Raw genomic sequence first — 23544 nt, 5'->3', positions numbered from 1 at the left:
TGCGGATCCGTTCTATCCACATGAACAGGCACGCGATCGTCAGCACCCGGATCGGGGACCTCACCCTCGTCGCCTCCGGCAACGCACTGGCCGGCGTCTACTTCCCGCACCACTGGGTGAAGCCGGCGCCGGAGACGCTCGGTGAGCGGGTCGAACCAACCGACCCGCTCATCGCCGAGGCGGCCCGCCAGTTGGACGAGTACCTCGCCGGCGGGCGGACCGCCTTCGACCTCCCGACCGTCCTGCGCGGCGACGAGTTCCAGGGCCGCGTCTGGGCGACCCTCGCGGAGATCCCGTACGGCGAGACCACGTCGTACGGCGAGATCGCGGCGCGGCTCGGGGAGACCGCACAAGCCGTGGGCAAGGCGGTCGGCCAGAACCCGCTGTCGATCGTCGTCCCGTGTCACCGGGTGATCGGGAAGAACGGGTCGCTCACCGGGTACGCGGGCGGGGTGAAGCGCAAGCAGTTCCTCCTCGACCTGGAGGAGCCGGTGGGTGCGCGACTCTTCTAGGAGAGATCGCCCACCTGCTGGGCGTACCACTCGACCTCGACCAGGTGCTCCGCGATCTGGCGCAGCGTCCAGTTGTCGCCGCGGTCATTGTCCCACTCGACCGGGTCGACCGCGGCGTACCTGAGGGCGAGCGTTCGCCCGAGGCGTCGCAACCGCTGCTCGGCCTCGCGCACGTCCTCAACCGTGAATGGCGCGAGGTCGGCGGCGGACGTGAGCGCGCTCGCGTGCCACTCGTCCGGCTGGGTCGGTACTCCGGCGAGCAACGCCTCGACCTCGGCCAGGTGATCGATGAGGTGGTCGGCGATCCGGCGGACCGCCTTGTGCGGGGTGAAGGTCCGGTCGTCGTCGGAGGTGAGCGGCTGCCTGTCCCAGGCCGGCCACGTCGCGACCAATCGGAGTGAGCGCTCGACCGCCTGATCCACCAGTTCTCCGGGGTTCTCTGTCATGCCGCTCACGCTAAGTCCGGGATACTTCGGCACTGGCCGAACTGATGCCCAGCCGCCGGGCCAGCCCTTCCGCGTCGAACGGCGCCCGGACCTTGGCGTCGTTGTCGAAGTAGATGTAGGCGTTCTCGTGCCAGCCCTGGATCTTCGCCGCCCACCGGTCCAGCGCGGCGTCGTCGTACCCGCTGACGTAGAGCTCGTCGGCACCGTGCAGCCGCACGTAGGCGAAGTCGGAGGTGACGTCGTCGAACATCGGCCACTTGCCGGCCGTGTCCGCGCAGACCAGGGCGATGTCGTGTGTCCGGAGGAGCTCGACGAAACCGGGCGTCTGGAAGCTCTGGTGGCGTACTTCGATCGCATGCCGGAGCGGGAGGTCGACGGCACACTCCAGCAGCGCGCGACCCTCCATTCGCTCATCGTGGCCCTTGGCAACTTCCGCGGCCTGCGCGGTGGTCCGCGGCAACGAGGCGAAGAACGCCGCGCACCGGTCCGCGTCGTACCCGAGCGTCGGCGGGAGCTGCCACAGGACCGGCCCGAGTTTGTTGCCGAGCGCAAGCACTCCGGAGGCGAAGAAGTTGGCCAGTGGCGCGTCCACGTCGGCCAGTTTCTTCAGGTGGGTGACGAACCGCGGCCCCTTGACCGCGAAGACGAAGCCGTCCGGCGTCTCGTCGTACCAGCGCTGGTACGACGACGGCCGCTGGAGCGAGTAGAACGAGCCGTTCAGCTCGATCGAGTTCAGCCGGCGGGACGCGTACTCCAGCTCGGCCCGCTGCGGCAGGCCGTCCGGGTAGTACACCTTCCGCCAGGGCGGATACCGCCATCCCGAGATCCCCACCCGGTACGGACCGTCCGGCCAACCATGACTCACGTCCCGATTATGCGGTGTGATCAGCTGTCCCGATGCAGATCGATCGCGGCAGCTACCCCGACGCGTGGACGCCCTGGGAGGATCCCGAGTGGCGCACCGAGGCGCTCGCGTGGTTGCAGGAGCAACTGGACGCGCACGGTCTGCGGGAGACCGGACCGCGGCGGGTGCGGCTCCGCCCGTGGTCGGTGATCGTCCGGATCACCGCTGACGCCCCTGTCTGGTTCAAGGTCAACGCACCCGGCAGCCGCTTCGAGGCCGCGCTGACCGATGCGCTGTCCCGGTGGACCCCCGAGCACGTCCTCCCGCCGTACGCCGTCGACGCCGCGCGCGGCTGGTCCCTCCTCCCCGACGGCGGCCCACTCCTCCGCAACCTGCCGGCCGAGCCACGTCACTGGGAAGAACTCCTGCCCCAGTACGCCGACCTGCAGCGGACCCTGGTCCCGCACGCCGACGCGCTCGAGCGGCTCGGGGTGCCGAACGCTCGCGTGAGCGCTCTGCCCGGGATCTTCGACGAGATGATTGTCAACAATCAGACTTTCACCGCGTCCGATCGTGAACAGTTGCAGAAGGTGCGGCCGCGGCTGCTCGGCTGGTGTGAGGAGCTCGCGGCGATCGGCATCGCCGACTCCCTGGACCACGCCGACCTGCACGACGGGCAGATCCTCGTGCCCGGTCCGGGACGGTTCACGTTCTTCGACTGGGGCGACTCCGCGGTCTCGCATCCGTTCTGCAGCCTGCTGGTCGCCGTCGAGCGTGCCGCCGACCTGCACGGGCCGGAGGTGATCCCGCGGCTGAAGGATGCCTACCTCGAGCCGTGGACCGCCGACGGTCACACGTCTGCCGAGCTTCGCCGGGCGATCGACCTGGCGTGGCAGCTGGGGCATTTCGGGAGAGCCGCATCGTGGGGCCGGTTGTTCCCGGGCGCCAACCCGGGTTCGATCCCGCTGGGCGACGCCGAGCGGGCGGCCGCGCTGCTCAGACTCACGGGCTACTAGAGATCTCGGACGACTAGAGACCGCGGGCTGCTCGAGCTTGCGGCCCTCGTGGGTGATGGGAGCTTCGTCGGCGAGTGAGAACCGGGCGAACACCTCGGCGGACCCAACGCGGCAGGTCGGCGGGGGCCACGGACGCCGAGGGGTCGACTTGTCCTGTGGTACGAAGGTCGGCATGTCCGAGAACCCTGTCGACGTGCTGCTCGGGAGCGGGCTGCGGATGCTGATCACGTCGATTGTCGACAATGCCGGCATCACCCGTGCCAAGTCGGTGCCCGCGGCCCGGTTGGGTACGGCGGTCCGCGACGGGATCGGCCTCTCCCCGGTGTTCGCGCTGATGTGCACCGACGACGCGATCACCTCGTCGCCGCTGGTGAACGGGCCGGTCGGCGACAACCGGCTGATGCCGGACCTCGGTGCGGTCGCGCCGCTCGGTCCGGACCGCACCGTGTACTGGGCGCCGGCCGACCAGCTCTCGCAGGACCACGAGCCGGTGGACATCTGCCAGCGTGCGGCCCTGCGGCGGCAGGAAGCGCGGTCGGTCGCGGCCGGGCTCGACGTCAAGCTCGGATTCGAGCTCGAGTTCACCGTCTTCACCGGTGATCCCGGCGACCCCGCGGTCGGCACCATCGGACCGGCGTACGGCGTACTCGCCACACTGAAGCTGGAGGACTTCGCGGTCGATCTGCTCGAGGCGCTCGACGCGGCCGGGGTCCCGGCGGAGCAGTTGCATCCCGAGTACGCGCAGGGTCAGGTGGAGGTCGCGTTGCCGCCCGCGTCCCCGTTGGCGGCGGCCGATCAGTCGCAGCTCGCGCGGCTCGTGGTTCACCGGGTCGCACGTGCACATGGGTTGCTGGTGTCGTTCGCGCCGATCACGGTGGCGGGGTTCGTCGGCAACGGCGCGCACATCCACTTCTCGGCCGCGCTCGACGGGGTGCCGTTCGGCGGTGAGGACGGCCCGTCCCCGCATGCGCGGCAGCTGATCGCCGGGGTGCTCGATGAGCTCGACGGGCTGACCGGCGTACTCGCGCCGAGCGTGGTCAGCGCCGATCGCCGGGTGCCGGGGAACTGGGCCGGCGCGTTCGCGTGCTGGGGTCCGGAGAATCGCGAGGCCGCGCTGCGCTACGTGCCAGGCAGCGTCACCGGACGGCCGCACTCGGCCAACTGCGAGATCAAGATCGGCGATCCGTCCGGGAATGCGTACCTCTCCGCCGCGTCCGTCCTCGCCGCAGCCCTGGATGGGCTGGAGCGGAAGGCGGTTCTACCGGCGGGCCTGGACCACGACCCGGCGTCATACCCGACGGAGGAACAACCGCCCCGCCTGCCGCTCACGCTCGAGGACGCGCTCTCCGCGTTCGAGCGGTCGGCCGTGCTGCGTGCGGCCCTGGGTGACGCGATCGTCGACCCGTTCCTCGCCGTACGGCGGCACGACGCGGAGACGCTGGGTTCGTTGTCGCTGGAGGACCGGGTCCGCGCGCTGCGCTGGCGCTACTGAGTCGAAGTGGACGCCTGGATCACTTACGGTGATCCTCATGGCGTTCGCGGCGAAGGGGAGCAAGGGCGAGTCGTTCCTTGCGGTGGTGGTCGGCGGCGGGGCGGCGTTCGGGCTGGTCGTGATCACGTCGCGCGCCTGGAAGCAGTGCCACGTCGACGTCGCCGGCAGCGTCCCTAACGGTCTGACGCTGCTGTTCCTCGGGCTGCCGCTCGCGCTGATCGTGAACCTGGTGCTGTTCAGCATCGTCTTCCGGTACGCCGGGAAGGCCTTCCTGTTCTCGCTGATCGCCGCCGCCATCGCGATCGCGATCGCCGACCTGGCGTTGTTCTCCTGGCAGGGGACCCCGGCCGGGTCACCGGGCACCTGCCCGGGCAACGTTCCGCCGTGGTGGCCGACCTGGATCCCCACCTGAGACCAGCTCAGCGGCGCCTCACCAGGACGAGGGCGATGACGGCGATCACGCCGAAGGGGATGGCCTGGAGCTCCTGGAACGCGATGAGTTTGAAGAGCGTGAAGTAGATCATCCAGGTCGCGTAGAAGGTGACGCCCGGGCGGCCGAGGGGATGGTTGCGGAGGTAGGCGACGACCGCGATCAGGCCGGTGAGGGACAGGAACTCGTATGCGACGACGAAGCTCGCGCCGATGCCGCTCCAGCCCTCGAGGCCGGTGAAGTAGATCGCGCCGTAGCCGCCGACCAGGGCGATCAGGCCGAGCAGGATCGAGGCGGTGAGGACGGTCGCCGGAGGCCGGCGCGTCGCACTCCCGGAGGCGCCGGAGTGCGTGGCGGTTTCGGTGGTCATGGTGGTTCTCCTGTCGATCGGATTCGGTGTCCCAACGGTCGCGATCGGGCTGTCCCGTGCACCACGGCCGGTGATCACGACCTGATCCGGGACTCGTTGTCCCGTGACGCCGGGACAACGCGGCGGCGATGATGCGGTCATGGGGGTTGTCATCGGCGTACTCGCGGTCCTCAGCGGACTCGTGGCGGCCGGCCTGCACGCGGTCAACGCGCCGGCCGGACGGACGATCGAGCCGTCGTTCTGGTTGATGCAACTGGCCGCCGCCCTCGCGTACGGTCTCGCCTGCCTGCTGCTCCGGACGAGTGGCGCGCGGCGGATCCAGGTGTTGCTCGGGGCAATCGCACTCACTCAGGGCCTGGCTCTGCTGGGCACGGAGATCGGTCTGCTGACGGACGGGACGTGGTCGACCTGGCTCGGCGCCTGGCTCTGGGCGCCCGGCTACACGGCGATCGCCGTACTGCTGCCGGTGATGCTGCCGGATGGCCGGCACCCGTCGCGGCCGGCGTTGTGGTTCAACGGGACCGTGGTGGCCGTCATCGCGGTCACCTGGGCGCTGACGCCGTACGAAGGTCCGGAGTACCCGGAAGGGCTGCACGGCGCGACGAATCCGGTCGGCGTCGCCGGGACCGGTGAACCGGTGGTCGCCGCCGTACTCGGCGTACTGCTGCTGACAGCCGTGATCGTGGGCTTCGCGTCGCTTGTGACCAGGTGGCGGCGGGCCGCCGAGCTGGAGCGGCAGCAGCTGAAGTGGGTACTCGTCGGCTATGCCTGCACGATCGTGCTGTTCGCGGTGGCGAGGCTGCTTCCGGCCGGCACGGGCGCCGTGGCCGGGCTCGCGATGCTGCCGCTGCCGATCGCGATCGGTATCGCGGTCATGCGCTACGGCCTGTGGGACGTCGCCATCGTCATCTCCAGGGCCCTCGTGTACGGCACCCTGTCGACACTCGTGATCGGTCTGTACGCCGCCACGGTCTGGCTGGCTGGTGACCGTCTGGGCGCCACGACCGGTACGCCGATTCTCGCGACGACCGTCGTCGCCCTGGCCGCACTGCCGCTGCGGTCCTGGTTGCAGCGGCACGTCAACCGGCTGGTCCACGGCGATGTCGACGAGCCGCACGCCGTCCTCGCCCGGCTCGGCGCGCGCCTCGCGGCCGCGACCACGCCGGACGACTTGTCCGAGCGCGTCCTGCCCTCAGTGGTCGAGCAGGTCGCACGGTCCCTGCGCGCACAGCAGGCCACGATCGTGCTGCGGGACGGGTCGGTGACGTCGTACGGCGAAGGGCCGGGGATCGGGACGACCGTCGAGCTGGAGTACGCCGGTGAGCGGTTCGGGCAGCTGACCGTGACGCGGTCGACGGCGTTCGACGTACCTGAGGTGCGGGCGCTGGATCGGCTCGCCGCGCAGGCTGCGGTCGCGGCGCACACGGTGCTGCTGGCGCGCGAGGCTCAGCGGTCGCGGGAGGCGGTCGTGGTCGCGCGGGAGGAGGAGCGTCGCCGGCTTCGGCGCGATCTGCACGACGGCGTCGGTCCTTCGCTCGCCGCGCTGGCCTTGCACGTCGAGACCGCGCGCGACATCGCGGCGGACGACCCGGAGGCGGCGCGGATGCTCCTCGACCGGCTGGTGCCCCGGCTGAATGCTGCGGTGGCCGACGTACGGGCATTGGTCCACGAGCTCAGGCCGCCGATGCTGGACGAGCTCGGGCTGGCCGCGGCCGTACGGGAGCTCGGCGATCGGTTGTCCACCGGTACGACGAAGGTCCGGGTGTCGGCCGACGAGATCGCCGGATTGCCTGCTGCTGTGGAGGTTGCGGCGTACCACATCGCCGGGGAGGCGACCGGGAACGCGGTCCGGCACGCGGGCGCGGGCACGGTCGCGGTCCAGGTGCGCGAGGACGATGGTTGTGTGCGGATCGAGGTCGCCGACGACGGTCGCGGACTGCCCGATGAGATCCGGCCCGGGGTGGGGACGTCGTCGATGCGGGAGCGGGCCGAGGAACTCGGCGGTCACTTGCGGATCGACTCCGGTCCCACGGGTACGACGGTGACGGCACTGCTGCCGAAGGGGGCGACATGACGGTCCGGGTGCTGGTGGTCGACGATCATCCGCTGTATCGCGAAGGTCTGGTGACCGCGATCTCGACCATGCCGGGCAAGGAGGTGGTCGGCGAGGCGGGCGACGGCGCGGAGGCGGTTCGGTTGGCGGCCGAACTGGTCCCGGACGTTGTGGTGATGGATCTGCACATGCCGGTGCTGAACGGCGTCGAGGCGACCCGGCAGGTGACCGCCGAGCATCCGGCGATCGCCGTACTGGTGCTGACGATGCTGGAGAACGACGAGTCGGTGTTCGCCGCGGTCCGGGCCGGTGCCCGCGGCTACCTGCTGAAGGGCGCCGACCGCGCCGAGATCGGGCGGGCGCTCGACGGGGTGGCGCACGGCGAGGTGGTGTTCTCCGCGGCGATCGCGAGCCGCGTCCTGTCGTACTTCGCCGCCGGCCGGACCGGAGCCGGGGTCGCACCGTTCCCCGAGCTGACCGACCGCGAACGCGAGGTCCTCGACCTGGTCGCCCGTGGCCTGACCAACGCCGCAATCGCCCGCCAACTCGTGGTCAGCGACAAGACCGTCCGCAACCACGTCTCCAACGTCTTCACCAAACTCCACGTCGCCAACCGCCCCGAAGCCATCACCCGAGCCCGAGACGCCGGCCTCGGCCAATAGCCCATCAGAAGGTGAGGGTGGCGCCGATCTCGGCGGGGGTGGTGGGGCCGCCGAAAGCCTTGCTGGCTTGGGAGGTGGCGGTCTGCGTTGTGAGGAGTGGGCCGACGTGGGTGATGACCAAGTGGTGGGCGTTGGCCCGGCGGGCCAGGTCGCCGGCCTGGGTCGGGGTGTGGTGGACGGGGGTGGGATGCGGGTCGTTGGCCTCGCAGAGGAGAAGGTCGGCGTTGGTGGACAGGTCGTCCAAGGCGGGGCAAGGGGCGCAGTCGCCGGAGTAGACGAGGGAGTGGCCGGAGGACTCGGCGCGGAGGGCGTAGGCCTCGGTGCCGTGCTCGACCGCGCGAGTGGTCAGCCGGAGGTCGTGGATGGCGATTTCGTGTCCGTCGTGGAGAGGACGTAGGTCCAGTACGTCGGACAGGAAGTCAGTAGAGGGTTGAGCGAAGAAGCCGGCCAACCGGTCCGCAAGAGCCGCGGGGGCGTAGACCGGCAGCGGCACCGAGCGCACCGGGAGTTCGCCGTACGCCAAGGCGTAGTAGGCGTTGAGCACATCGCCGATGTGGTCGAGGTGCAGGTGCGAGAGCCAGACCGCGTCGAGCCGCGCCAGCGTGGTGTGCCGGAGCAGCTCGGCGAGTGAGCCGGGGCCGGCGTCGACCCAGACCTCGGCGCCGCCGGCGCGCAGGAGGTAGCCGGAGCAGGGGCGGTCCGGCTGGGGGTACGGCGCGGCGGTGCCGAGGACTGTGAGCGTCGTCAGAGCTTGGCGCCGATCAGCTGGTAGATGTCGTCGTGCGCGCCGGGCAGATCGTCGTGGCCGAAGTCCGGGTAAAGCCGGGCTTCCTTGGGTGACGTGATCTTGTTGTACGCCGCGAACTGCGTGGACGGCGGGCAGACCTGGTCCTCGAGGCCGACGAACAGGGTGACCTCGGCGCGGATCCGGGGTGCGAGGTTCTGGACGTCGATGTAGCCGAGGGTGGTGAAGACCTCGTCCTGGCGCAGGTGCCGCGGGTCGCGCTTCTTGAACCAGGTGACGATCTCGTCGTACGGACCCGTCTCCAGGTTCAGGTCCCAGGTCCGCTGGTAGTCGCACAGGAACGGGAAGACGCTCGCGGTGTACTTGATCGACGGCGTCAGCGCCGCGGCGACCAGCGACAGTCCGCCGCCCTGGCTCCAGCCCGTCGTCGCGATCCGGGCCGCGTCCACCTCGGGCAGGCCGCCGATGATGTCCGCGAGCCGCCGGGTGTCCAGGAACACGTGCCGGTACAGCAACCCGTCCGGCCCGTCGTCCAGACCGTGCACCAGGTGGTTGTGCAGGGAGAAGCTGTTCGCCGCCTGCGACTCGGTCCGGAAGCCGACCTGCTCCCGCACGTCCAGCGCGGCCACGGTGAACCCGCGGGCGGCGTAGGGCAGGAGGTCGACCCACTTCGGCTGCTCGCCGCCGTACCCGTGGAAGAGCAGCACGGCCGGGCCGGTCGGCTCGGCCGGGCGGATCACCTTGGCGTGCACGCGGTAGCCGCCGGTGCCGTTGAAGTACAGGTGCTGGGCGGTCGCCGTGGTCAGCGGGAAGTCGGTCGCGTCGGCGAACTCGGTCTCCGGGTCGACGGCGTCGAGCTCGAGCAACGCCTTGTCCCAGTACTGGTCGAAGTCCGCGGGCCGCGGGTTCGTGCCCTGGTACGCGATCAGTTCGTCGTAGGACAGCTCGAAGGACAGCACTGGGACTCCTCAGCTCGTAGCGGCTGACCTATTCTGCGCGATCGTTGTCATCCGGGGCAGTCCCGTCCCAGATCGTGTACCCGTGGGCCGCGTTCAGCCGGTCCCGCAGCGCCGTCTCCAGGGCCGCGGCCTGACCGGGTGCCAGCCACGCGACCGGCAGCAGGACCGGGTGCTCCGGCTGCGTGGTCCGCAGCACGATCGCCTCGCCGTGCGTGGTCTCCACCCGGCCGACCTCGGTGACGTCGGTCCACGGCGTCCGTACGCCGCGGACCTCGATCCCGCTGTCCCGCAGCTTCGCGACGACCGGCGGCCGGGCCAGGATCCACAGCCCGGCCAGCGTGACCAGCCCGCCCAGGGTGACGAACACCGAGACCGCCACTCCCGGCAGCCCGACCGCCCAGAGGATCACGGCCACGCCGAGAATGATCAGCCCAGCGGCGAGGATCCCGAGGAACCGCCCCGCCCGCATCCGGTACGTCGTACGCATCGCCCCAGGATCTCATCCGCGGCCGCGGGCCGCGTCAGAAGGCTCGGCGAAGACCCGGGTGGTCAGTTGCCGGTCTGGCTGGGGTTGTAGGCGCAGGCGTCGTTGAGGTTCTCGGCGGTGCCCGGGGTGACGGCCGGCTTCGGGGTCGCCTTCTTGGTCGAACCGCTGGACGGCTTCTTCGTCGTGGTCGTCGACGGGGTGGACGCGACCGGCTTGGTCTGCGGGGAGATCGCCTTCTGGATGATCTCCCGCATCGCCTCGTAGTCCGGGTTCTTGCCGGTCGGGAAGTTCTTGTTCTTGTCGAGGTCGACGTTGATGACCTTCGCGCTCTTCACCTTGAGGCCGAGCTCGATGAACGCCGGCAGGATGTCCAGCGGGATGTCGGTGCGCAGCACCTGCTTGCCGGCCGAGGCGATCTGCTGGTACTTCGTCACCAGGGTCGCCGGGTTCACGCTGTTCACCAGCGCGTGGATGGTGCAGCGCTGCCGCTCCTGCCGGGACGGGTCGCTCAGGCCGTAGCGGCCGCGCGCGAACCAGAGCGCGTGGTACCCGTCGAGCTTCTGGTTCGGGCCCGGCTCGATGTAGCCGGACGGCTTCTTCGCGCTGTTCGAGCCCGGGCCGTCGCCGTAGTCGCCGCCGATCGGGACCCGGTAGTTGACGTTGACGGTGATCCCGCCGATGGCGTCGATGATCTGCCGGAAGCCGGCCAGGTTGACCTGCATGTAGTAGTCGATGTCCAGGCCGAGCGTCGCGCTCGCGGCCAGCTTGACCACGTCCGCGCCCATGTTGTCGGTCTGGCCGAGGATGCCCGGGTGCGCCTTCGGCACGTTGTCGTACATCGAGTCCAGGTAGTACTCCGGCTGCTCGACGTTGCCCAGGCTCGGATCCCAGTACCCGTCCGGGTAGACCTTGTGCAGCGGCGAGTCGGTCGGGAACTGCATCCGCATCCAGTTCCGGCTGAGCGAGATCAGCGCGGTGTCACCGGTCTTGGTGTCGATACTGGCCACGATCACCGTGTCGGTGCGGGTGCCCTCCCGGCCGGCGCCGTCGTCGGCGCCGAGCAGCAGCAGGTTCAGCCGCGGGGTGTTCGCCCACGGGTCCTTCTTGTCCACCTTCGGCCGGGTCGCGCTCTTGGAGTCGCCCTCGGACTGGAACACGCTGCCGACCAGGTCGCGCTGGGCCATCACGGTCTGCGCGGCCACGGTCGTCGGTACGGCGATGCCGAAACAGAGCAGCCCGACGAACATCGATCCGGCGAGCCGGCCGGTGTAGGTCATGCTGACCGGGCGGAGCAGTTTGTGCGACGCCACCACGATCCAGATCCAGCAGAAGCCGACGACGACCACCGCCCCGGTCGCGATCAGCAACTGACGCGGGGACACCGCGAACGCGAGAATCGAGTCACGCTTGGTCAGGCCGACGTACGCGGCGATCACGAGCAGCCCGATGCTGATCGTCAGCACGAACGCGCCGAGCTTCTTGCGGCCGCCCATCAGCAGGCCGGAGCCGGGGATCAGCGCGCTGAGCAGGGTCAGACCGATCGCCTTCGACGTCGTCCGGGCGCGTGGCGAGCGGTGCCGGGACCGGTTGGCTCGAGGCGCGGACCTCCGTCCGGCTGCGCGAGTGCTCCGCGACATGGCTCCGTTCCCTGATCGACGACGTGGCGACCTCCGTCGGCCGCGCACAGCAGCCCACGGTACTTCTGACGCCCACGACACCTAAATGGTTGACGTGACGCTGGCGACCCCCGTCGTGCTCGCCACAGTACAGGTGCCTCGGGCTACTCCCCCAAGGTGCTGCCCCGGACACGCAGAGTGGCGACCGCGCCGGCCCGAGCCCGCTTTGCCGCCGAGAGGGTCCACCGGATAGTCTTGGCCGTCGTCGTGTCCTCCGCCGTGGGGATCGTCGGAGGAGGCGTCGCCTAGTCCGGTCGATGGCGCCCGCCTGCTAAGCGGGTTGAGGGTAATCCCCTCTCGCGGGTTCAAATCCCGCCGCCTCCGCTCTTGGAGCTCCCTGTCCGCAGAAAGCGCGGACAGGGAGCTCCGGCAGTTTCTGGGGGTGCAACCCCCAGACCCCGCCCGGCGGGCTTCGCCCCCGGACCCCCGGCGGTGCCTGGTTGGCGTTGTCTATTCGCTCATCAGGCGCTTGGCTTCGGCGATGCGTTCGACCGAGCGCGGGGTCATCGGCTCCGGGGAGACGATCAGGTGGTCGACGCCCAGCTTCTGGTACGCCGTGAACGCCTCGGCCAGCTCGGGTCCGGTGCCGGCGAGCGCGCGCGGATCGGGATCGCGGACCGGCGGCTGGCCGTCGTCGCGGACCACGATCCCGACCGTGGCGGCGACGGCATCGGCCGGCTTGCCCGCGGTCTCGAGCGCCTGCCGGAGCGAGCCGAGTTTCTCGTCGACCTTCTCGTCGGCGGCGCCGTACCAGGCCGTGTTCCAGGCGTCGGCCCACTCGGCGACCAGGCGCATCATCCGGGGCCGGTGGCCGGCGACCAGGATCGGGATCCGGTGCGGCGGCGCCGGGTCGAGGTTCGCCTCGCTGACCCGGTAGTACGTGCCGTCGAAGGTGACCGTCTCCCCGCGGACCAGCCGGGCCACGATCTCCAGCCACTCCTCGAACCGCCCGACCCGGTGATCGGTCGGCAGTCCGAACGCCTCGTACTCCGGATCGTGCCAGCCGGCGCCGACCCCGAGGATCAGCCGCCCGCCGGACACCTCGTCCAGCGTCGCGGCCATCTTCGCCGTCAGCCCCGGGTCACGGAACGATGCGCACAGCACCATGTTCCCGAGCTCGACGTTCGTGGTGATCGCGGCCACCGCACTCAGCAGCGTCCACGACTCGTGCATGCCGTACACCCGGCCCTCGGGATCGCGGTAGAGGAAGTGGTCCGCGAGCCACACCGAGTCCAGGCCGTTCTGGTCGGCCGCCTCGGCCACCGCGCGGACGTCGTTCCACCCCGGCATCCCGCCGCCCGGCCCGTCCTCGCCGCCGAGGGGAAGCATCACACCGATCTTCATGCGCTCAACTCCAAGGTCCGACGCCGCTGATGCGGTCGACAGTGATGTGGGTGATGTACCCCGGCGGCAGGTCGTCACCGGGCAGGAACTCCGCGTCCGGACCGATGTAGGTCTTCGCGAGCTCACGCAGTACGCCGACCGCCCCGCCCTCGGTGATCCGGGCGGTGCCGGTGATCACCAGGTACTCGGTCAGTCCCATCTCGTTGATCCGGTCGGTCTCGACCGACAGCACCACCCGGCCGTCGCGCCGGATGTTCTTCACCTTGCGGTTGTTCGGGACGTGGGCGGCGATGATCTCGTCACCGTCGAGCCCGACCCAGATCACCGAGACCTGCGGACTGCCGTCCGGGTTGATCGTGACCAGATGCCCGAGGGCGTTGGATTCGAGCACGGCTCGCGCGCTCTCCGGGATTCGCATGCGGCCAACGTACGTGGATGATGGCGTCATGAGGAGGCCGTACCTCGATCGGACGGCCGCCGGCCGGGCTCTGGCGGAGGAACTCGGCGAGGTCGGTGGATCCGTTCTGGTGCTGGGGCTGGCGCGCGGCGGGGTGCCCGTGGCGGCTCCGGTCGCGGACGCCCTCGGCGCGGATCTCGACGTCCTGATCGTGCGCAAGCTCGGCCTGCCCGGGCAGCCGGAGCTGGCGATGGGTGCGATCGCGGGCGTCGGCTCGTCGACCCACATCGTGCGCAACGAGCCGGTGCTGAAGGGCGTTGCCGAGGAGACGCTGGAGGAGGTCCGCGAGCGGGAGGTCCGTGAGCTGCGCCGGCGCGAGCAGGCGTATCGCGGTGACCGGCCGCCCATCGACGTACGCGACCGCGTGGTGATCCTGGTCGACGACGGCCTCGCGACCGGTTCGACGATGCGCGCGGCGGTCGAGTCGGTACGCCGGCAACGGCCGGCTCGCGTGATCGTCGCCGTACCGGTCGGTGGCGTGGAGAGCTGCCGGTGGCTGTCGCAGGTCGCGGACCAGGTGGTGTGCGTGTGGATCCCGCGGTACTTCAGCGCGGTCGGGCAGGCGTACCGGGACTTCTCGCCGGTCGGGGACGACGAGGTCTGCCGGGTGCTGTCCGAACGCTGGTGATGCGCAGCGCGACGCCCCGGCTGGTGAGCTGGGGCGCCGCACTGGCGGTCCGGTCGCTGGCTTCCGATTCAGCGGCCGGTGTCGTTGGGTGAGCCGTTGTCCTTGGGGGTCAGCCGAGTCGGGCCTTCAGGTGGTCGAGCTCGACCCGGAGCGAGGCCGGCACGGTGTCGCCGAGCTTGGCGAACCACTCCTCGATCAGCGGGATCTCGGCCTTCCACTCCTCGGCGTCGACGGTGAGCGCGATGTCGAGCTCGTCGGCGGTCAGGTCCAGCCCGGACACGTCGAGCGCGCCCGGCGCCGGCACCCGGCCGATCGGGGTCTCGATCGCGTCGGCCTGGCCCTCGATCCGGTCGATCACCCACTTCAGCACCCGGCTGTTCTCACCGAAGCCAGGCCAGACGAACTTGCCCGCGTCGTCCTTGCGGAACCAGTTCACGTAGAAGATCTTCGGCAGCCGGGCCGCGTCGTGCTCCTTGCCGACCGTGAGCCAGTGGTCGAAGTACTTGCCCGCGTCGTACCCGAGGAACGGCAGCATGGCCATCGGGTCACGCCGTACGACGCCGACCTGGCCGACGGCGGCCGCGGTGGTCTCCGACGACAGGGTCGCGCCCATGAACACGCCGTGCGCCCAGTCCCGCGACTCGGTCACCAGCGGCACCGTGGTGGCGCGACGGCCGCCGAAGATGATCGCGGAGATCGGTACGCCGTTCGGGTCGTCGTACTCGTCGGCGATGATCGGGCACTGCTTGATCGGCGTGCAGAACCGGCTGTTCGGGTGGCTCGACAGCTCGCCGGAGTCCGGCGTCCACTCGCGGCCCTTCCAGTCGGTCAGGTGGTTCGGCGGGGTCGGCGAGTAGCCCTCCCACCAGACGTCACCGTCGTCGGTCAGCGCGACGTTGGTGAAGACCGAATTGCCCTTCTCGATCGTGCGCATCGCGTTCGGGTTGGTCTTCCAGCCGGTACCGGGGGCCACACCGAACAGGCCGAACTCGGGGTTGACGGCGTACAGCCGGCCGTCCTTGCCGAACCGCATCCAGGCGATGTCGTCGCCGAGCGTCTCGACCTCCCAGCCGTCCAGGGTCGGGTCGAGCATCGCCAGGTTGGTCTTGCCGCACGCGCTCGGGAACGCGGCCGCGACGTAGTGGACCTTCTTCTCCGGCGAGATCAGCTTGAGGATCAGCATGTGCTCGGCCAGCCAGCCCTCGTCGCGGGCCATCGCCGACGCGATCCGCAGCGAGTAGCACTTCTTGCCGAGCAGCGAGTTGCCGCCGTACCCGGATCCGTAGGACCAGATCGCCCGCTCCTCCGGGAACTGCACGATGTACTTCTCGTCGTTGCACGGCCACGGGACGTCCTTCTCACCGGGGGCGAGCGGCGCGCCGACGGAGTGCAGGCAGGGCACGTACTTCGCGTCGGTGCCCATCTTCTGCAGCACCTCGGCGCCCGTGCGGGCCATGATCCGCATCGACGCGACGACGTACGCCGAGTCGGTGATCTCGACGCCGAACATCGGCTTCTCCGCGGTCAACGGGCCCATGCAGAACGGGACGACGTACATCGTCCGGCCGCGCATCGAGCCGCGGTACAGCCCGGTCATCAGGGCCTTCATCTCGGCCGGCGCCATCCAGTTGTTGGTCGGACCGGCCTCCTTCTCGTCCACGGAGCAGATGAAGGTGCGCTGCTCGACCCGGGCGACGTCGGACGGGTCGGTGCGGACCCAGAACGAGTTCGGCTTCTTCTCCTCGTTCAGCCGGACCATGGTGCCGGCGGCGATCAGCTCGTCGGTCAGCTTCGCGTACTCCGCGTCCGAGCCGTCCACCCAGTGGATGCGGTCGGGCCGGGTCAGTTCGGCGACCTCGGCGACCCAGGCCAGCAGGCCGGCGTGGCGGGTCGGAGCGTCGGTCAGGTCGTACGTCGGGGCCTCGGCATTGAGGGGGTCCGTGTCGGCGGTGGCGTCGGCGTCGGTATGGGTCGGGCTGGCGGTTGTCGTCATCGGCGGCTCATTCCCTCTCGGCTGTCGGTCCGGCGTTCGGCCCGGCCCCTCGACGCTGAAGAGCGGTACGACCCCCGGCCGCCGGGGTCTCCGGCGGTTCGATCCAGCTGGCTAGCGGTGTGATCTGTCGCAGACCAGTGCGTCCAGTGGACGTATACCAGTGTGCAAGTGGTACTAAGGTACGCGACCGACGCGAGTGGTGAGAACCCCTAGAACGTGAACCCGGTCACAAAGTTTTGGCGACAATCGCTTTCCGGCGAACCTTGTGAAAATGAGAACGGCCCGCGCTCGTCGCGCGGGCCGTTCCGGAAGATTTTTCGGTGCTCAGCTGGTCTGACGCCAGATGTCGTTGACGATCCGCTGGACGTCCGGCTCTTCGCCGTACGTTCCGGTGGTGACCGCGGCGCCGACCAGCCACCACCGGCCGCCGCTCAGGAACGCCCGCGTCATCGTCACCGTGTACGGCGAAGCCTGGCTCTCGGTCAGCCAGGTCCGCGCGTCCTTCGCGGTCGCCGGGGCCGGTGCCTTGAACACCTTCGTCCACTGCTGGTCGAACGCCGCCCGGTCCGCCTGGCAGCCGGCCAGGCTGGCGCACGGGTGCAGCGCGATCCGCGCGTCGAGCGAGTTCTTCAGGACCTTGGCGAACTCGGACTTGGTCTGGACCCGCCGGTAGACGATCGACGAGGACTCGCCGAGGAACGACACCAGCGGCGGCCGCGGCCAGCCGAACGCGAACGGGAGCTCGGCGTTCGCGATCACCTGGCGATCGGTGCCGGCCGGGTACGTCGCGCCGAAGACACCGGCGGAACCGTCGGCTCGTTTGTACGACGCGGTGGTGATCTTCTGGATCGGAGGCAGGAGAACGGGCTCGGGGTAGGCGCTGGGGCTCACTGCTGCGACTGGAGCTGCTTTGGTCGGCTCGTCCTTGACGGCGCCGCCGATCGCGGTGCCGATGGAGTAGGCGACCGAGAAGACGATCAGCACGATCAGGGCGGCGACGACATAGATCCAGGCCCCGATCTTCCGCCGATACTCCCTGGCCACCTCAATCCTCGACTGCGGCTGCTCGCTGGGCTGGGGTGCGATCGGCTGAGCATCGTGGGTTGGCGGCATTGCGCCGTACTGACTGAGCTGCGCCCGCACGGCCTGCAGCGACTCGTTGTCGTTGCCGACGACACCGTCGAGCGGGTCGATCAGGCGCTCGGCGCCGGTCTGCCCCGGGATCAGCTGCGTGATCGCGTACGGACGGTCCGAGCTGAAGTTCGCCGCCCACAACGGTGTCTCGAGCCGCTCCGGTTCGAGCGCGGTATCCCGCCCCTCCCGCACCAGCCGATCCCGCACCGTCGCATCCCGCGCACCCGCGTCACTCAGCACCAGTGCGACAACCTCCATTCCCGTGAAGGTCCGCCCGTGCCACAACTCCGCCAACGGATGCTGCAGCAGCCTCTGGTCGAACTGGTAGCCCGGGATCACCGGCGTACTGTTGCTCACTTCGTCTCCCAGATCGCCCGGTCCGCCAGCACCAGCGCCGCCCTCTGCGCCGTACCCGCGTCGATCGGGTTGGCCGTGTAATCCACCTGTACGACGATGTCCGCCCGCTGGACGAGCGTCCGCACGGTCCAGCCCTCGCCGGCGACGCCGTTCGCGCTGTGACTGGCCTTCGTCGGGTACGGCCGATCCGGCACCACGTCCATCGGCGAACGACTGAACACCTTCTTCGCCATCTGCTCCGGCGTGAGCGGCGCATTACCCGCGCCGGCGTCCCGGCCACCGTACGGCGTCACCGTCACCTTCACCCCCGCCGCGGCATAGACGCTGACCTTGCTCCGGCTGCTCCCCGCCTCACAGGTGACCGTCGATGTCCCGCCCTGCACCATGGTCACCGGCGCACTCGATGCCTTAGGCAACAGCCCCGACACGTCCCCGAGCCGCACACACAGATCCCCCGGCAACGTCCGCGCCGGCACGATGTCCTCCGGCTGCACCGGCTCCCCCACCGCGAACCCGAACCCGGCCCCCGCCACCGCGGCCACCCCACACCCGATCGCCGTACCCCGCACCAAACGACTCGCCATGCCCGCGACCCTAGCCACGCGAAGGTCCTCCCTTACCGGTCACCACCCCGCGTCCGACGCACGCCCGATCCACCCGGTTCCCACCAACTGTGGTCCCCCCACGCGCGCGACCACACCGCGGTGCCGCCCCCAGGTGGACCGTCAGGGGTTGCGCCCGACCGCGGTCACCCCGCAGGCCCACCCGCGCGCTCTCCCACAACCACCTGCTCGCCTGTACTGGTGTCAGTCGAGCAGGGTTTTGACCGACCCGCCGGACTCGGAGAGCTTCGTGCCGAGGCCCTTCAGGGCGTCGCCGACCGTGGCGAGGATGCCGGACAGGTCCTGCAGGTTGCCGGCCAGGCTCTCGACCTCGGTCGCGACGCCGCCGATCTGCCCACTGCCGTCGTTCAGCTTCTTCGCCGCCGCGTCCCCGATGCCCGGGATCTTGTCCAGCTCACCGGCCAGCCCGGAAAGCATGCCCGCGGCATCTTTCAGCTTGTCCTTGGCCGCGCTCATCGTGTTCGCGCTCCCGGTCAGCGCCTTCCGAGCACCGCCCTCGCCGTCCTCGCCGACCAGCGCACCCGCCGCCTTCGCCGCCTGCTCGCCGGCAGCGGCCAGCCCCGACCCGATGGTCTCCAGCAGCTCCGGCAGCTTCCCGAGGACCCCGACCGCGTCATCCGGCAGCCCGCGCACCAGATTCAGCACCTTCTGAAAGTCGTCCGAGTTCTCCATCACGAACCCGACCGCCTTCTTGACGTCCCCCAGATCCCGCCCGCCCAGCAAGTCCTCGATTCCCATGCCCGGATGCTAGAGCCCGCCGTACCCCCGACCCCTCCGCTTCACCCCACCCCACCCCCGGCGAGTCGCCCCTCCAGAGCCGATTGGCATCCACCCGCCTCCCCCATGTATCGTTACTCGACGTTGTCCAGCGCTCGTAGCTCAACGGATAGAGCATCTGACTACGGATCAGAAGGTTGGGGGTTCGAATCCCTCCGAGCGCGCAAACAAAACCCCGGTCAGCCAGGTGGATGACCCGGGGTTTTGGCGTTTCTGAGGGTGGTTGACCCCCACGGCTGACGCCGACGTCACTCGTCGTCCTGCTCGAACAGGAACCCGAGCTTGTCCACGGCGGCCCGCTGGAGATCCTCCGCCACGTCGACACAGATGGTCTTCGTCGTGCGGGGGTTCCTCGTAACCAAGGATGTCCCGGATCTGCTCCAGCGGAACCCCTTGACCCCACAGCAGCGACGCGCAGGAGTGCCGGAGATCGTGGAAGCGGATACGCCGGATCCCGCTCAGGGCACAGAGTTTGTCGAAGTGCCGGTTGATGGTCCGGGGTTCAAACGGCGTACCAAGGCTGGTCGTGAACACGTAGTTGCCCTCGACCCAGGTCCTGCCAGCCTCCTCACGATCCGCGTCCTGTGCGCGACGGTGAGTACGGAGGACCGTGAGCAACGGGGCTGGAAGCGAGATGACCCGAGCCGAGCCGTCTGTTTTGACGGGCCCAAGTTGCAGCTCACCCTTCACCCGATGCAGCCCATGCCGCACCCTGATCAGCCCGTTGTCCAGGTCGACGTCGGACCACCGGAGGCCGAGCACTTCACCCCGCCGAAGACCCACGGACAGCGCCACCGCAGAGAGCGCGTACAGCGGCTGGTCGCGAACTGCCGAAAGGAATGGCACGGAACGCCACCTACCGGCACCACTCTCAGGCCGACGCGGCGATCACCGAACTGACGCACGATCTGCCCACCCGCAGTCAACCGGACGCCTCAGCTCGCCGAGATCGGATCAGCCTGATCCCGTCCATCGCCTGACGCTAGTCCGCCGAACGACTCTCTTGCCGAATTTGGCTCTTATGGATCAAAGGGCGCGCCTTCGGCGCGGGCGAGCCCATGCGGCCTGCCGGCCGGACCTCGCCCACCCCGCGCGGAGACGGACAAGATCTCCCCATTCGAGAAGCGCCGGCTGAGTCCAGATCCTGGCGCTCGACCGCGGGTTGGCCCCGTCCCCCCTGCCGCCCGATCGTACGGCCAGCACGGCACACATCAAGAGCGCCGATGGCGTCCCTACGGGATCGGCAAGCCGACTCTTGACCCGCGCCGCGCTGAGCTTGGTTGGCAGCTATCAGGGGGACGGGGCAACTATGGAGGTCGAACTGTCAGGCGTGTCGCGTGTCGTCAGTTCCTGAACTATTGGGTTCTTGAGATCATGGTTGACCGCAACCGGTCATGCCTCGGCCGAGTCGGTCCTCAGCCGACGAACGCGATCGCGTTGCCGTCCGGATCGCGCACGATGAAGTCGGTGCCGCCCCACGCTTGTTTGGTCAGCTTCTGCACGATCTCGGCGTCAGCGGCCAGATATTCCGCATAAAGTTCGCGTACGTTCGGCGTATCGACGAACGCCATGATGAGCCCTTCTCGTTCCGCGGCACCGGCCGCGAACACCGGCTCGTCCACGAGCTTCAGGTGCAAGCTCGCGCCGTCGCGCGACACCGATCCGTAGAACGGCGGGTTGCCGTGCAAGAAGTCGATCCGGAAGCCGAGCTGGTCCCGACAGAACGTGGCCGAGGCATCGACGTCTGCGACGTACAGCACCGGCTTGGCGCTCGCGACTGCTGTGTCCTGAGTCTCCGGCTGCTCGCTGGTGGGCGGGGCCGCTTCCGTGCCCGCCTTGAGTTCGGCCCAGCTGGCGCAGCCCGCTTCGAGGGCGATGATCTCTTGGGCTTCGGTGAGGGGAAACTTCAGCGCGAGTGCTTCGCGGTCGGACAACGTGCGATAGCGCGCGAGCTGCCGGATGCGACCGCCGATCGAGAAGTTTCCTTCGCGGTGCCAGCGAACGAGCAGTTTCGCCTGCTTCTTGTAGGTTTCGAGCTTGGGCATGGCGCTCCCTCTTCGGTCTTGAAGTAGGTGGGCCTTGCCCTTTCGGCTGCTGTGCCGCTGCGCCCTACGACCGGGTTTGAACCCGCGCCTGCGACGTTGAGATTATCACAGTGAATTGGGCGCCCGGCGGCGCAACTGACACGCTCGGCCGTGACCCCGGTCTGACCCCAACGGTTCCTCACGAGCAGCATTTCTAGGCAACTGGTGTATCGGCCACCGAGTCTCGACAAAGCTCCCGAAGGCCATGTGCAGGCTCCTACGGATCAGAAGGTTGGGGGTTCGAATCCCTCCGGGCGCGCAAACGAAACATCAGGTCACGAGGTGGATGACCTGGGGTTTTCGCCACTTCCGGGCTGTTCTTGCTAACTGCGAACACGGCACCACCGCTGACGGGTCTGGCCGTCCGTGGACCTGCACCGCCTCATCGGCCGACGCAAGTACTCAGGACTCGGCACGGACGTGATCGAGTGGGCGTGCAAGCGAGTCGGGGACTTGGCAATGACTGGGTGCAGATCGACGTGTGGACCGACAACATCGGCCTCCACCGGTCCGACCAGGAGCGCGGGTTCCGCCACGTCAGGACGTTGGAACTGAGCAACTACCCGTCCGGCGCACTGTTTCAGCGTCAAGCGACCGACCCGCACGAGACGCAAGCTGACTTGGTGATCACCGAACAGACGCGCAACCTGCCGGTTCGACCTCGTTAATCGAAGGTCCGCGACGATGCGCGGCCAGGCCCTGACGTGATGTCCCGAACCCCGCGGAACTCAATCGGCACCGCACTTTGCGCCCGCACCGCCGCCAGCGCCGTCTGTGGCGCCTTGGAACTGAGCGTGATCCCCACCCCGGAGAAGTCGGTGTTTGGCCGCCGAAGTCAGGACGCCCCTGTTGGCCTCCATCAGCGATCTGGCGGCGGCCACCAGCTCGGCCCTGCTGTAGATCGCCTCGCGGATGGCCACCGGCACCGGCTGACTCGCCACGACTTGCTGCAGCTCAGCCGGCGGATCACCTTTCCAATAGACCACGACGGTCTTGTGGTCATCGAGAATCCGAACGCGGCCCGCGTTGGTGTCGGGGTTCTCGGTGAGCCACCGCATCACTGCATCAGCCGCATCCTCTTCGGCCGTTGGCTGAACTTCCCCCGGGACCAGGCCTTCAGGATCCCTCGGAACCTTGCCACCCGCCTCCGGGTGCGAGCTGGCATCGCTATCACTCATCGACGGCTCCTCCCGGAACGGACGGTTCACAGCCTCCCGCTGGTCCCACTATTGCTGAACCTGGCTCTGATGGATCCCCTGGGTTTGGCAGCTATCAGGGGACGAGCAGGTGCGGAGGTCGTGCCGGATGACCTGCTGCTAGGCGCAGTCCAGCAGAAAGATGACCCTCGAGACGAGATCTGGGGTGTCGGCGTCGACCCAGATCTGAAGTGGGTAGTTCCCCTCCGGGAGTACGAGTTCGGTCATGTCATTGGCCTGCTCGTTACCAACCAGGACTCCATGGATGCCGATGCTCAGAACGGTTTCGTGGATGCATCGCAACCCGTCCGGAGTGCCCCCAGACCACACCTCCACCCGTACCTGGCGCGGCCCATCGGCGCCGATGTCGCCTCGGGTGGCCACTGCGATTCCCGGATAGGGAGGGTGGTCGGGGTCGATCAGTGATTCCGCGCGGAACGCGACCCACTCCTGTCCGTCGTCCCACTCCGGATAGTCCTGCCAAGTGGCATCGAGGATGGCGACCTGTGCGTAGAGAGGGGTCACGTCGATCCGGAGCGGCACGTCCACCGCCCGACCGTACCCGGGGGAGGCATGACATGCCCTAGGCGATGGGCGTTGGCGGTCACTCGCGGGGTCCAGTGGGGAGCGTCCCGAAGCGTGAAAGCCCCGTCCTCACGGCCGATCGGCAGCACTTCCAAACTGGCTACGCGCCAACAGGCTTGCCAACAGCGGATCTGGGCGGGCCCGGACGCCGGTGGATTGATGGGGCCGTCTCGCGAAACCAACATCGGGACTCTCGGGGAATCAGCTGAGGGCCGCCGATGGTTCGTGCGCCGGGGTCATCGGGTGATGTCGCCGGGGAGGAAGGCCCTCCACCATGGTGTTGCCAGCCAGCGTTCGTAGCGCGCTGACTGGTCGGCTACGGTGCCGACTCGGTGTGCGGGGGCGTAGTCCAGCATGAGGGCTCGATGGTGGATTCCGAGGAGGGTTCGTCGGGTCAGGAGGTAGACGATGTCGTTGCTCCACGCCCGGCCCTTGCGCATGTGGGCGTCGGTCCTCGCACCCGCGCAGCACAGTTTGTAGCCGAGTCGATCGGTCTGGCGGCGGAGGTCGACGAACGCGTTCCACAGGCCCTCCGCGGCACCGGTCCAGGTCGCACCATCGGGGGCCGTCAGGACCAGGGTCCAATGCGCGTCCTGAACCATGCGCTGCTCCAGGGAGCACACCGTTTCGATTCCGTCGATCGACACGGTGATCTGCTCTACGACGCGATACAC

Annotated in this window: 25 protein-coding genes, 2 tRNA genes and 1 pseudogene; 10 read left to right on the top strand and 18 right to left on the bottom strand. The window is 69.0% G+C overall.

Features of this window, described 5'->3' with window-relative positions:
• The first annotated feature begins 20 nt into the window (after window positions 1–20).
• Window positions 21–512: a methylated-DNA--[protein]-cysteine S-methyltransferase gene (locus ACZ6O0_RS08605; RefSeq protein WP_465764216.1), complete on the top strand. Its 492-nt coding sequence runs from the start codon at window positions 21–23 to the stop codon at window positions 510–512.
• Here ACZ6O0_RS08605 and ACZ6O0_RS08600 read toward each other — a convergent pair.
• Window positions 509–958 (bottom strand): hypothetical protein, encoded by a 450-nt coding sequence (locus ACZ6O0_RS08600; protein ID WP_465764215.1) that lies wholly within the window; start codon window positions 956–958, stop codon window positions 509–511. The genes ACZ6O0_RS08605 and ACZ6O0_RS08600 overlap by 4 nt on opposite strands.
• A 10-nt stretch (window positions 959–968) precedes the next feature.
• Window positions 969–1823, bottom strand: a complete 855-nt coding sequence (locus ACZ6O0_RS08595; RefSeq protein ID WP_465764214.1) for a DUF72 domain-containing protein — start codon at window positions 1821–1823, stop codon at window positions 969–971.
• Window positions 1824–1855: 32 nt separating this feature from the next.
• Here ACZ6O0_RS08595 and ACZ6O0_RS08590 point away from each other — a divergent pair, with 32 nt between their 5' ends.
• The 3 genes from ACZ6O0_RS08590 (at window position 1856) to ACZ6O0_RS08580 (ending at window position 4722) form a co-directional block, all read left to right on the top strand.
• Window positions 1856–2818, top strand: coding sequence for a phosphotransferase (locus ACZ6O0_RS08590; RefSeq protein WP_465764213.1), 963 nt, complete (start codon window positions 1856–1858; stop codon window positions 2816–2818).
• A gap of 172 nt (window positions 2819–2990) precedes the next feature.
• Window positions 2991–4310: a type I glutamate--ammonia ligase gene (locus ACZ6O0_RS08585; protein ID WP_465764212.1), complete on the top strand. Its 1320-nt coding sequence runs from the start codon at window positions 2991–2993 to the stop codon at window positions 4308–4310.
• Between the two features lie 37 nt (window positions 4311–4347).
• Window positions 4348–4722 (top strand): hypothetical protein, encoded by a 375-nt coding sequence (locus ACZ6O0_RS08580; RefSeq protein ID WP_465764211.1) that lies wholly within the window; start codon window positions 4348–4350, stop codon window positions 4720–4722.
• A gap of 7 nt (window positions 4723–4729) precedes the next feature.
• On the opposite strand, the gene ACZ6O0_RS08575 is transcribed toward ACZ6O0_RS08580, so the two are convergent.
• A complete protein-coding gene (locus tag ACZ6O0_RS08575) occupies window positions 4730–5110 on the bottom strand; it encodes a hypothetical protein (protein ID WP_465764210.1) in 381 nt (126 codons plus the stop codon).
• Window positions 5111–5249: 139 nt separating this feature from the next.
• On the opposite strand from ACZ6O0_RS08575, the gene ACZ6O0_RS08570 reads away from it, so the two are divergent.
• Together ACZ6O0_RS08570 and ACZ6O0_RS08565 are read left to right on the top strand one after the other, a co-directional pair.
• Window positions 5250–7184 carry a sensor histidine kinase gene (locus tag ACZ6O0_RS08570; RefSeq protein WP_465764209.1) on the top strand — a complete coding sequence of 645 codons (1935 nt, stop codon included), beginning with the start codon at window positions 5250–5252 and terminating at the stop codon, window positions 7182–7184.
• Complete coding sequence (locus ACZ6O0_RS08565; protein WP_465764208.1) at window positions 7181–7825, top strand: response regulator; 645 nt, start codon at window positions 7181–7183, stop codon at window positions 7823–7825. Before ACZ6O0_RS08570 ends, ACZ6O0_RS08565 begins: the two co-directional genes overlap by 4 nt.
• Window positions 7826–7829: 4 nt before the next feature.
• Here the strand turns inward: ACZ6O0_RS08565 and ACZ6O0_RS08560 are convergent, their stop codons facing one another.
• The 4 genes from ACZ6O0_RS08560 to ACZ6O0_RS08545 form a co-directional block, all read right to left on the bottom strand.
• Window positions 7830–8573: an MBL fold metallo-hydrolase gene (locus ACZ6O0_RS08560; RefSeq protein ID WP_465765571.1), complete on the bottom strand. Its 744-nt coding sequence runs from the start codon at window positions 8571–8573 to the stop codon at window positions 7830–7832.
• Window positions 8570–9529, bottom strand: a complete 960-nt coding sequence (locus tag ACZ6O0_RS08555; RefSeq protein ID WP_465764207.1) for an acetylxylan esterase — start codon at window positions 9527–9529, stop codon at window positions 8570–8572. Before ACZ6O0_RS08555 ends, ACZ6O0_RS08560 begins: the two co-directional genes overlap by 4 nt.
• A 28-nt stretch (window positions 9530–9557) precedes the next feature.
• Window positions 9558–10016, bottom strand: a complete 459-nt coding sequence (locus ACZ6O0_RS08550) for a hypothetical protein (protein WP_465764206.1) — start codon at window positions 10014–10016, stop codon at window positions 9558–9560.
• Between the two features lie 62 nt (window positions 10017–10078).
• Complete coding sequence (locus ACZ6O0_RS08545) at window positions 10079–11653, bottom strand: LCP family protein (protein WP_465764205.1); 1575 nt, start codon at window positions 11651–11653, stop codon at window positions 10079–10081.
• A gap of 273 nt (window positions 11654–11926) precedes the next feature.
• Here ACZ6O0_RS08545 and ACZ6O0_RS08540 point away from each other — a divergent pair.
• Window positions 11927–12016: transfer RNA gene (locus tag ACZ6O0_RS08540), tRNA-Ser, on the top strand.
• 126 nt (window positions 12017–12142) lie between these two features.
• Here the strand turns inward: ACZ6O0_RS08540 and ACZ6O0_RS08535 are convergent.
• Window positions 12143–13036 carry an LLM class flavin-dependent oxidoreductase gene (locus ACZ6O0_RS08535; protein ID WP_465764204.1) on the bottom strand — a complete coding sequence of 298 codons (894 nt, stop codon included), beginning with the start codon at window positions 13034–13036 and terminating at the stop codon, window positions 12143–12145.
• A gap of 4 nt (window positions 13037–13040) precedes the next feature.
• Entirely contained in the window at window positions 13041–13454 is a 414-nt protein-coding gene (locus ACZ6O0_RS08530; RefSeq protein ID WP_465764203.1) for a PPOX class F420-dependent oxidoreductase, read from the bottom strand.
• Between the two features lie 28 nt (window positions 13455–13482).
• Between ACZ6O0_RS08530 and ACZ6O0_RS08525 the strand changes: the two genes are divergently transcribed.
• Complete coding sequence (locus ACZ6O0_RS08525; protein WP_465764202.1) at window positions 13483–14121, top strand: phosphoribosyltransferase; 639 nt, start codon at window positions 13483–13485, stop codon at window positions 14119–14121.
• A 109-nt stretch (window positions 14122–14230) separates the two neighbouring features.
• On the opposite strand, the gene ACZ6O0_RS08520 is transcribed toward ACZ6O0_RS08525, so the two are convergent.
• The 4 genes from ACZ6O0_RS08520 to ACZ6O0_RS08505 all read right to left on the bottom strand — a co-directional run bounded on the left by ACZ6O0_RS08520 (window position 14231) and on the right by ACZ6O0_RS08505 (window position 18966).
• Window positions 14231–16114, bottom strand: a complete 1884-nt coding sequence (locus ACZ6O0_RS08520) for a phosphoenolpyruvate carboxykinase (GTP) (protein WP_465764201.1) — start codon at window positions 16112–16114, stop codon at window positions 14231–14233.
• Window positions 16115–16438: 324 nt separating this feature from the next.
• Window positions 16439–17605 carry a hypothetical protein gene (locus ACZ6O0_RS08515; protein WP_465764200.1) on the bottom strand — a complete coding sequence of 389 codons (1167 nt, stop codon included), beginning with the start codon at window positions 17603–17605 and terminating at the stop codon, window positions 16439–16441.
• Window positions 17602–18189: a hypothetical protein gene (locus ACZ6O0_RS08510; RefSeq protein ID WP_465764199.1), complete on the bottom strand. Its 588-nt coding sequence runs from the start codon at window positions 18187–18189 to the stop codon at window positions 17602–17604. The genes ACZ6O0_RS08515 and ACZ6O0_RS08510 overlap by 4 nt, the downstream gene beginning before the upstream one ends.
• A gap of 222 nt (window positions 18190–18411) precedes the next feature.
• On the bottom strand, window positions 18412–18966 hold the full coding sequence (locus ACZ6O0_RS08505; RefSeq protein WP_465764198.1) for a hypothetical protein: 555 nt from the start codon (window positions 18964–18966) through the stop codon (window positions 18412–18414).
• A 130-nt stretch (window positions 18967–19096) separates the two neighbouring features.
• Here ACZ6O0_RS08505 and ACZ6O0_RS08500 point away from each other — a divergent pair.
• A tRNA-Arg gene (locus tag ACZ6O0_RS08500) sits at window positions 19097–19169 on the top strand.
• A 244-nt stretch (window positions 19170–19413) separates the two neighbouring features.
• Here ACZ6O0_RS08500 and ACZ6O0_RS08495 read toward each other — a convergent pair.
• Window positions 19414–19767 (bottom strand): annotated as a pseudogene (locus tag ACZ6O0_RS08495) (tyrosine-type recombinase/integrase); the annotation flags it as partial.
• Window positions 19768–20420: 653 nt separating this feature from the next.
• Window positions 20421–21050 (bottom strand): VOC family protein, encoded by a 630-nt coding sequence (locus ACZ6O0_RS08490; RefSeq protein WP_465764197.1) that lies wholly within the window; start codon window positions 21048–21050, stop codon window positions 20421–20423.
• A gap of 506 nt (window positions 21051–21556) precedes the next feature.
• Here ACZ6O0_RS08490 and ACZ6O0_RS08485 point away from each other — a divergent pair.
• Entirely contained in the window at window positions 21557–21757 is a 201-nt protein-coding gene (locus tag ACZ6O0_RS08485) for a hypothetical protein (RefSeq protein WP_465764196.1), read from the top strand.
• 60 nt (window positions 21758–21817) lie between these two features.
• On the opposite strand, the gene ACZ6O0_RS08480 is transcribed toward ACZ6O0_RS08485, so the two are convergent.
• The 3 genes from ACZ6O0_RS08480 to ACZ6O0_RS08470 all read right to left on the bottom strand — a co-directional run bounded on the left by ACZ6O0_RS08480 (window position 21818) and on the right by ACZ6O0_RS08470 (window position 23544).
• A complete protein-coding gene (locus tag ACZ6O0_RS08480; protein WP_465764195.1) occupies window positions 21818–22267 on the bottom strand; it encodes a hypothetical protein in 450 nt (149 codons plus the stop codon).
• Window positions 22268–22405: 138 nt separating this feature from the next.
• The gene (locus ACZ6O0_RS08475; protein WP_465764194.1) at window positions 22406–22834 is read right to left on the bottom strand and encodes a hypothetical protein; all 429 of its coding nucleotides are present in this window, start codon (window positions 22832–22834) and stop codon (window positions 22406–22408) included.
• Window positions 22835–23106: 272 nt separating this feature from the next.
• Window positions 23107–23544, bottom strand: a complete 438-nt coding sequence (locus ACZ6O0_RS08470; protein ID WP_465764193.1) for a hypothetical protein — start codon at window positions 23542–23544, stop codon at window positions 23107–23109.

The sequence above is a fragment of the Kribbella sp. NPDC048837 genome (assembly GCF_055586945.1).
Note: the sequence above shows the minus strand (reverse complement) of the source record. Positions and strands in the feature narration are given on the sequence as shown.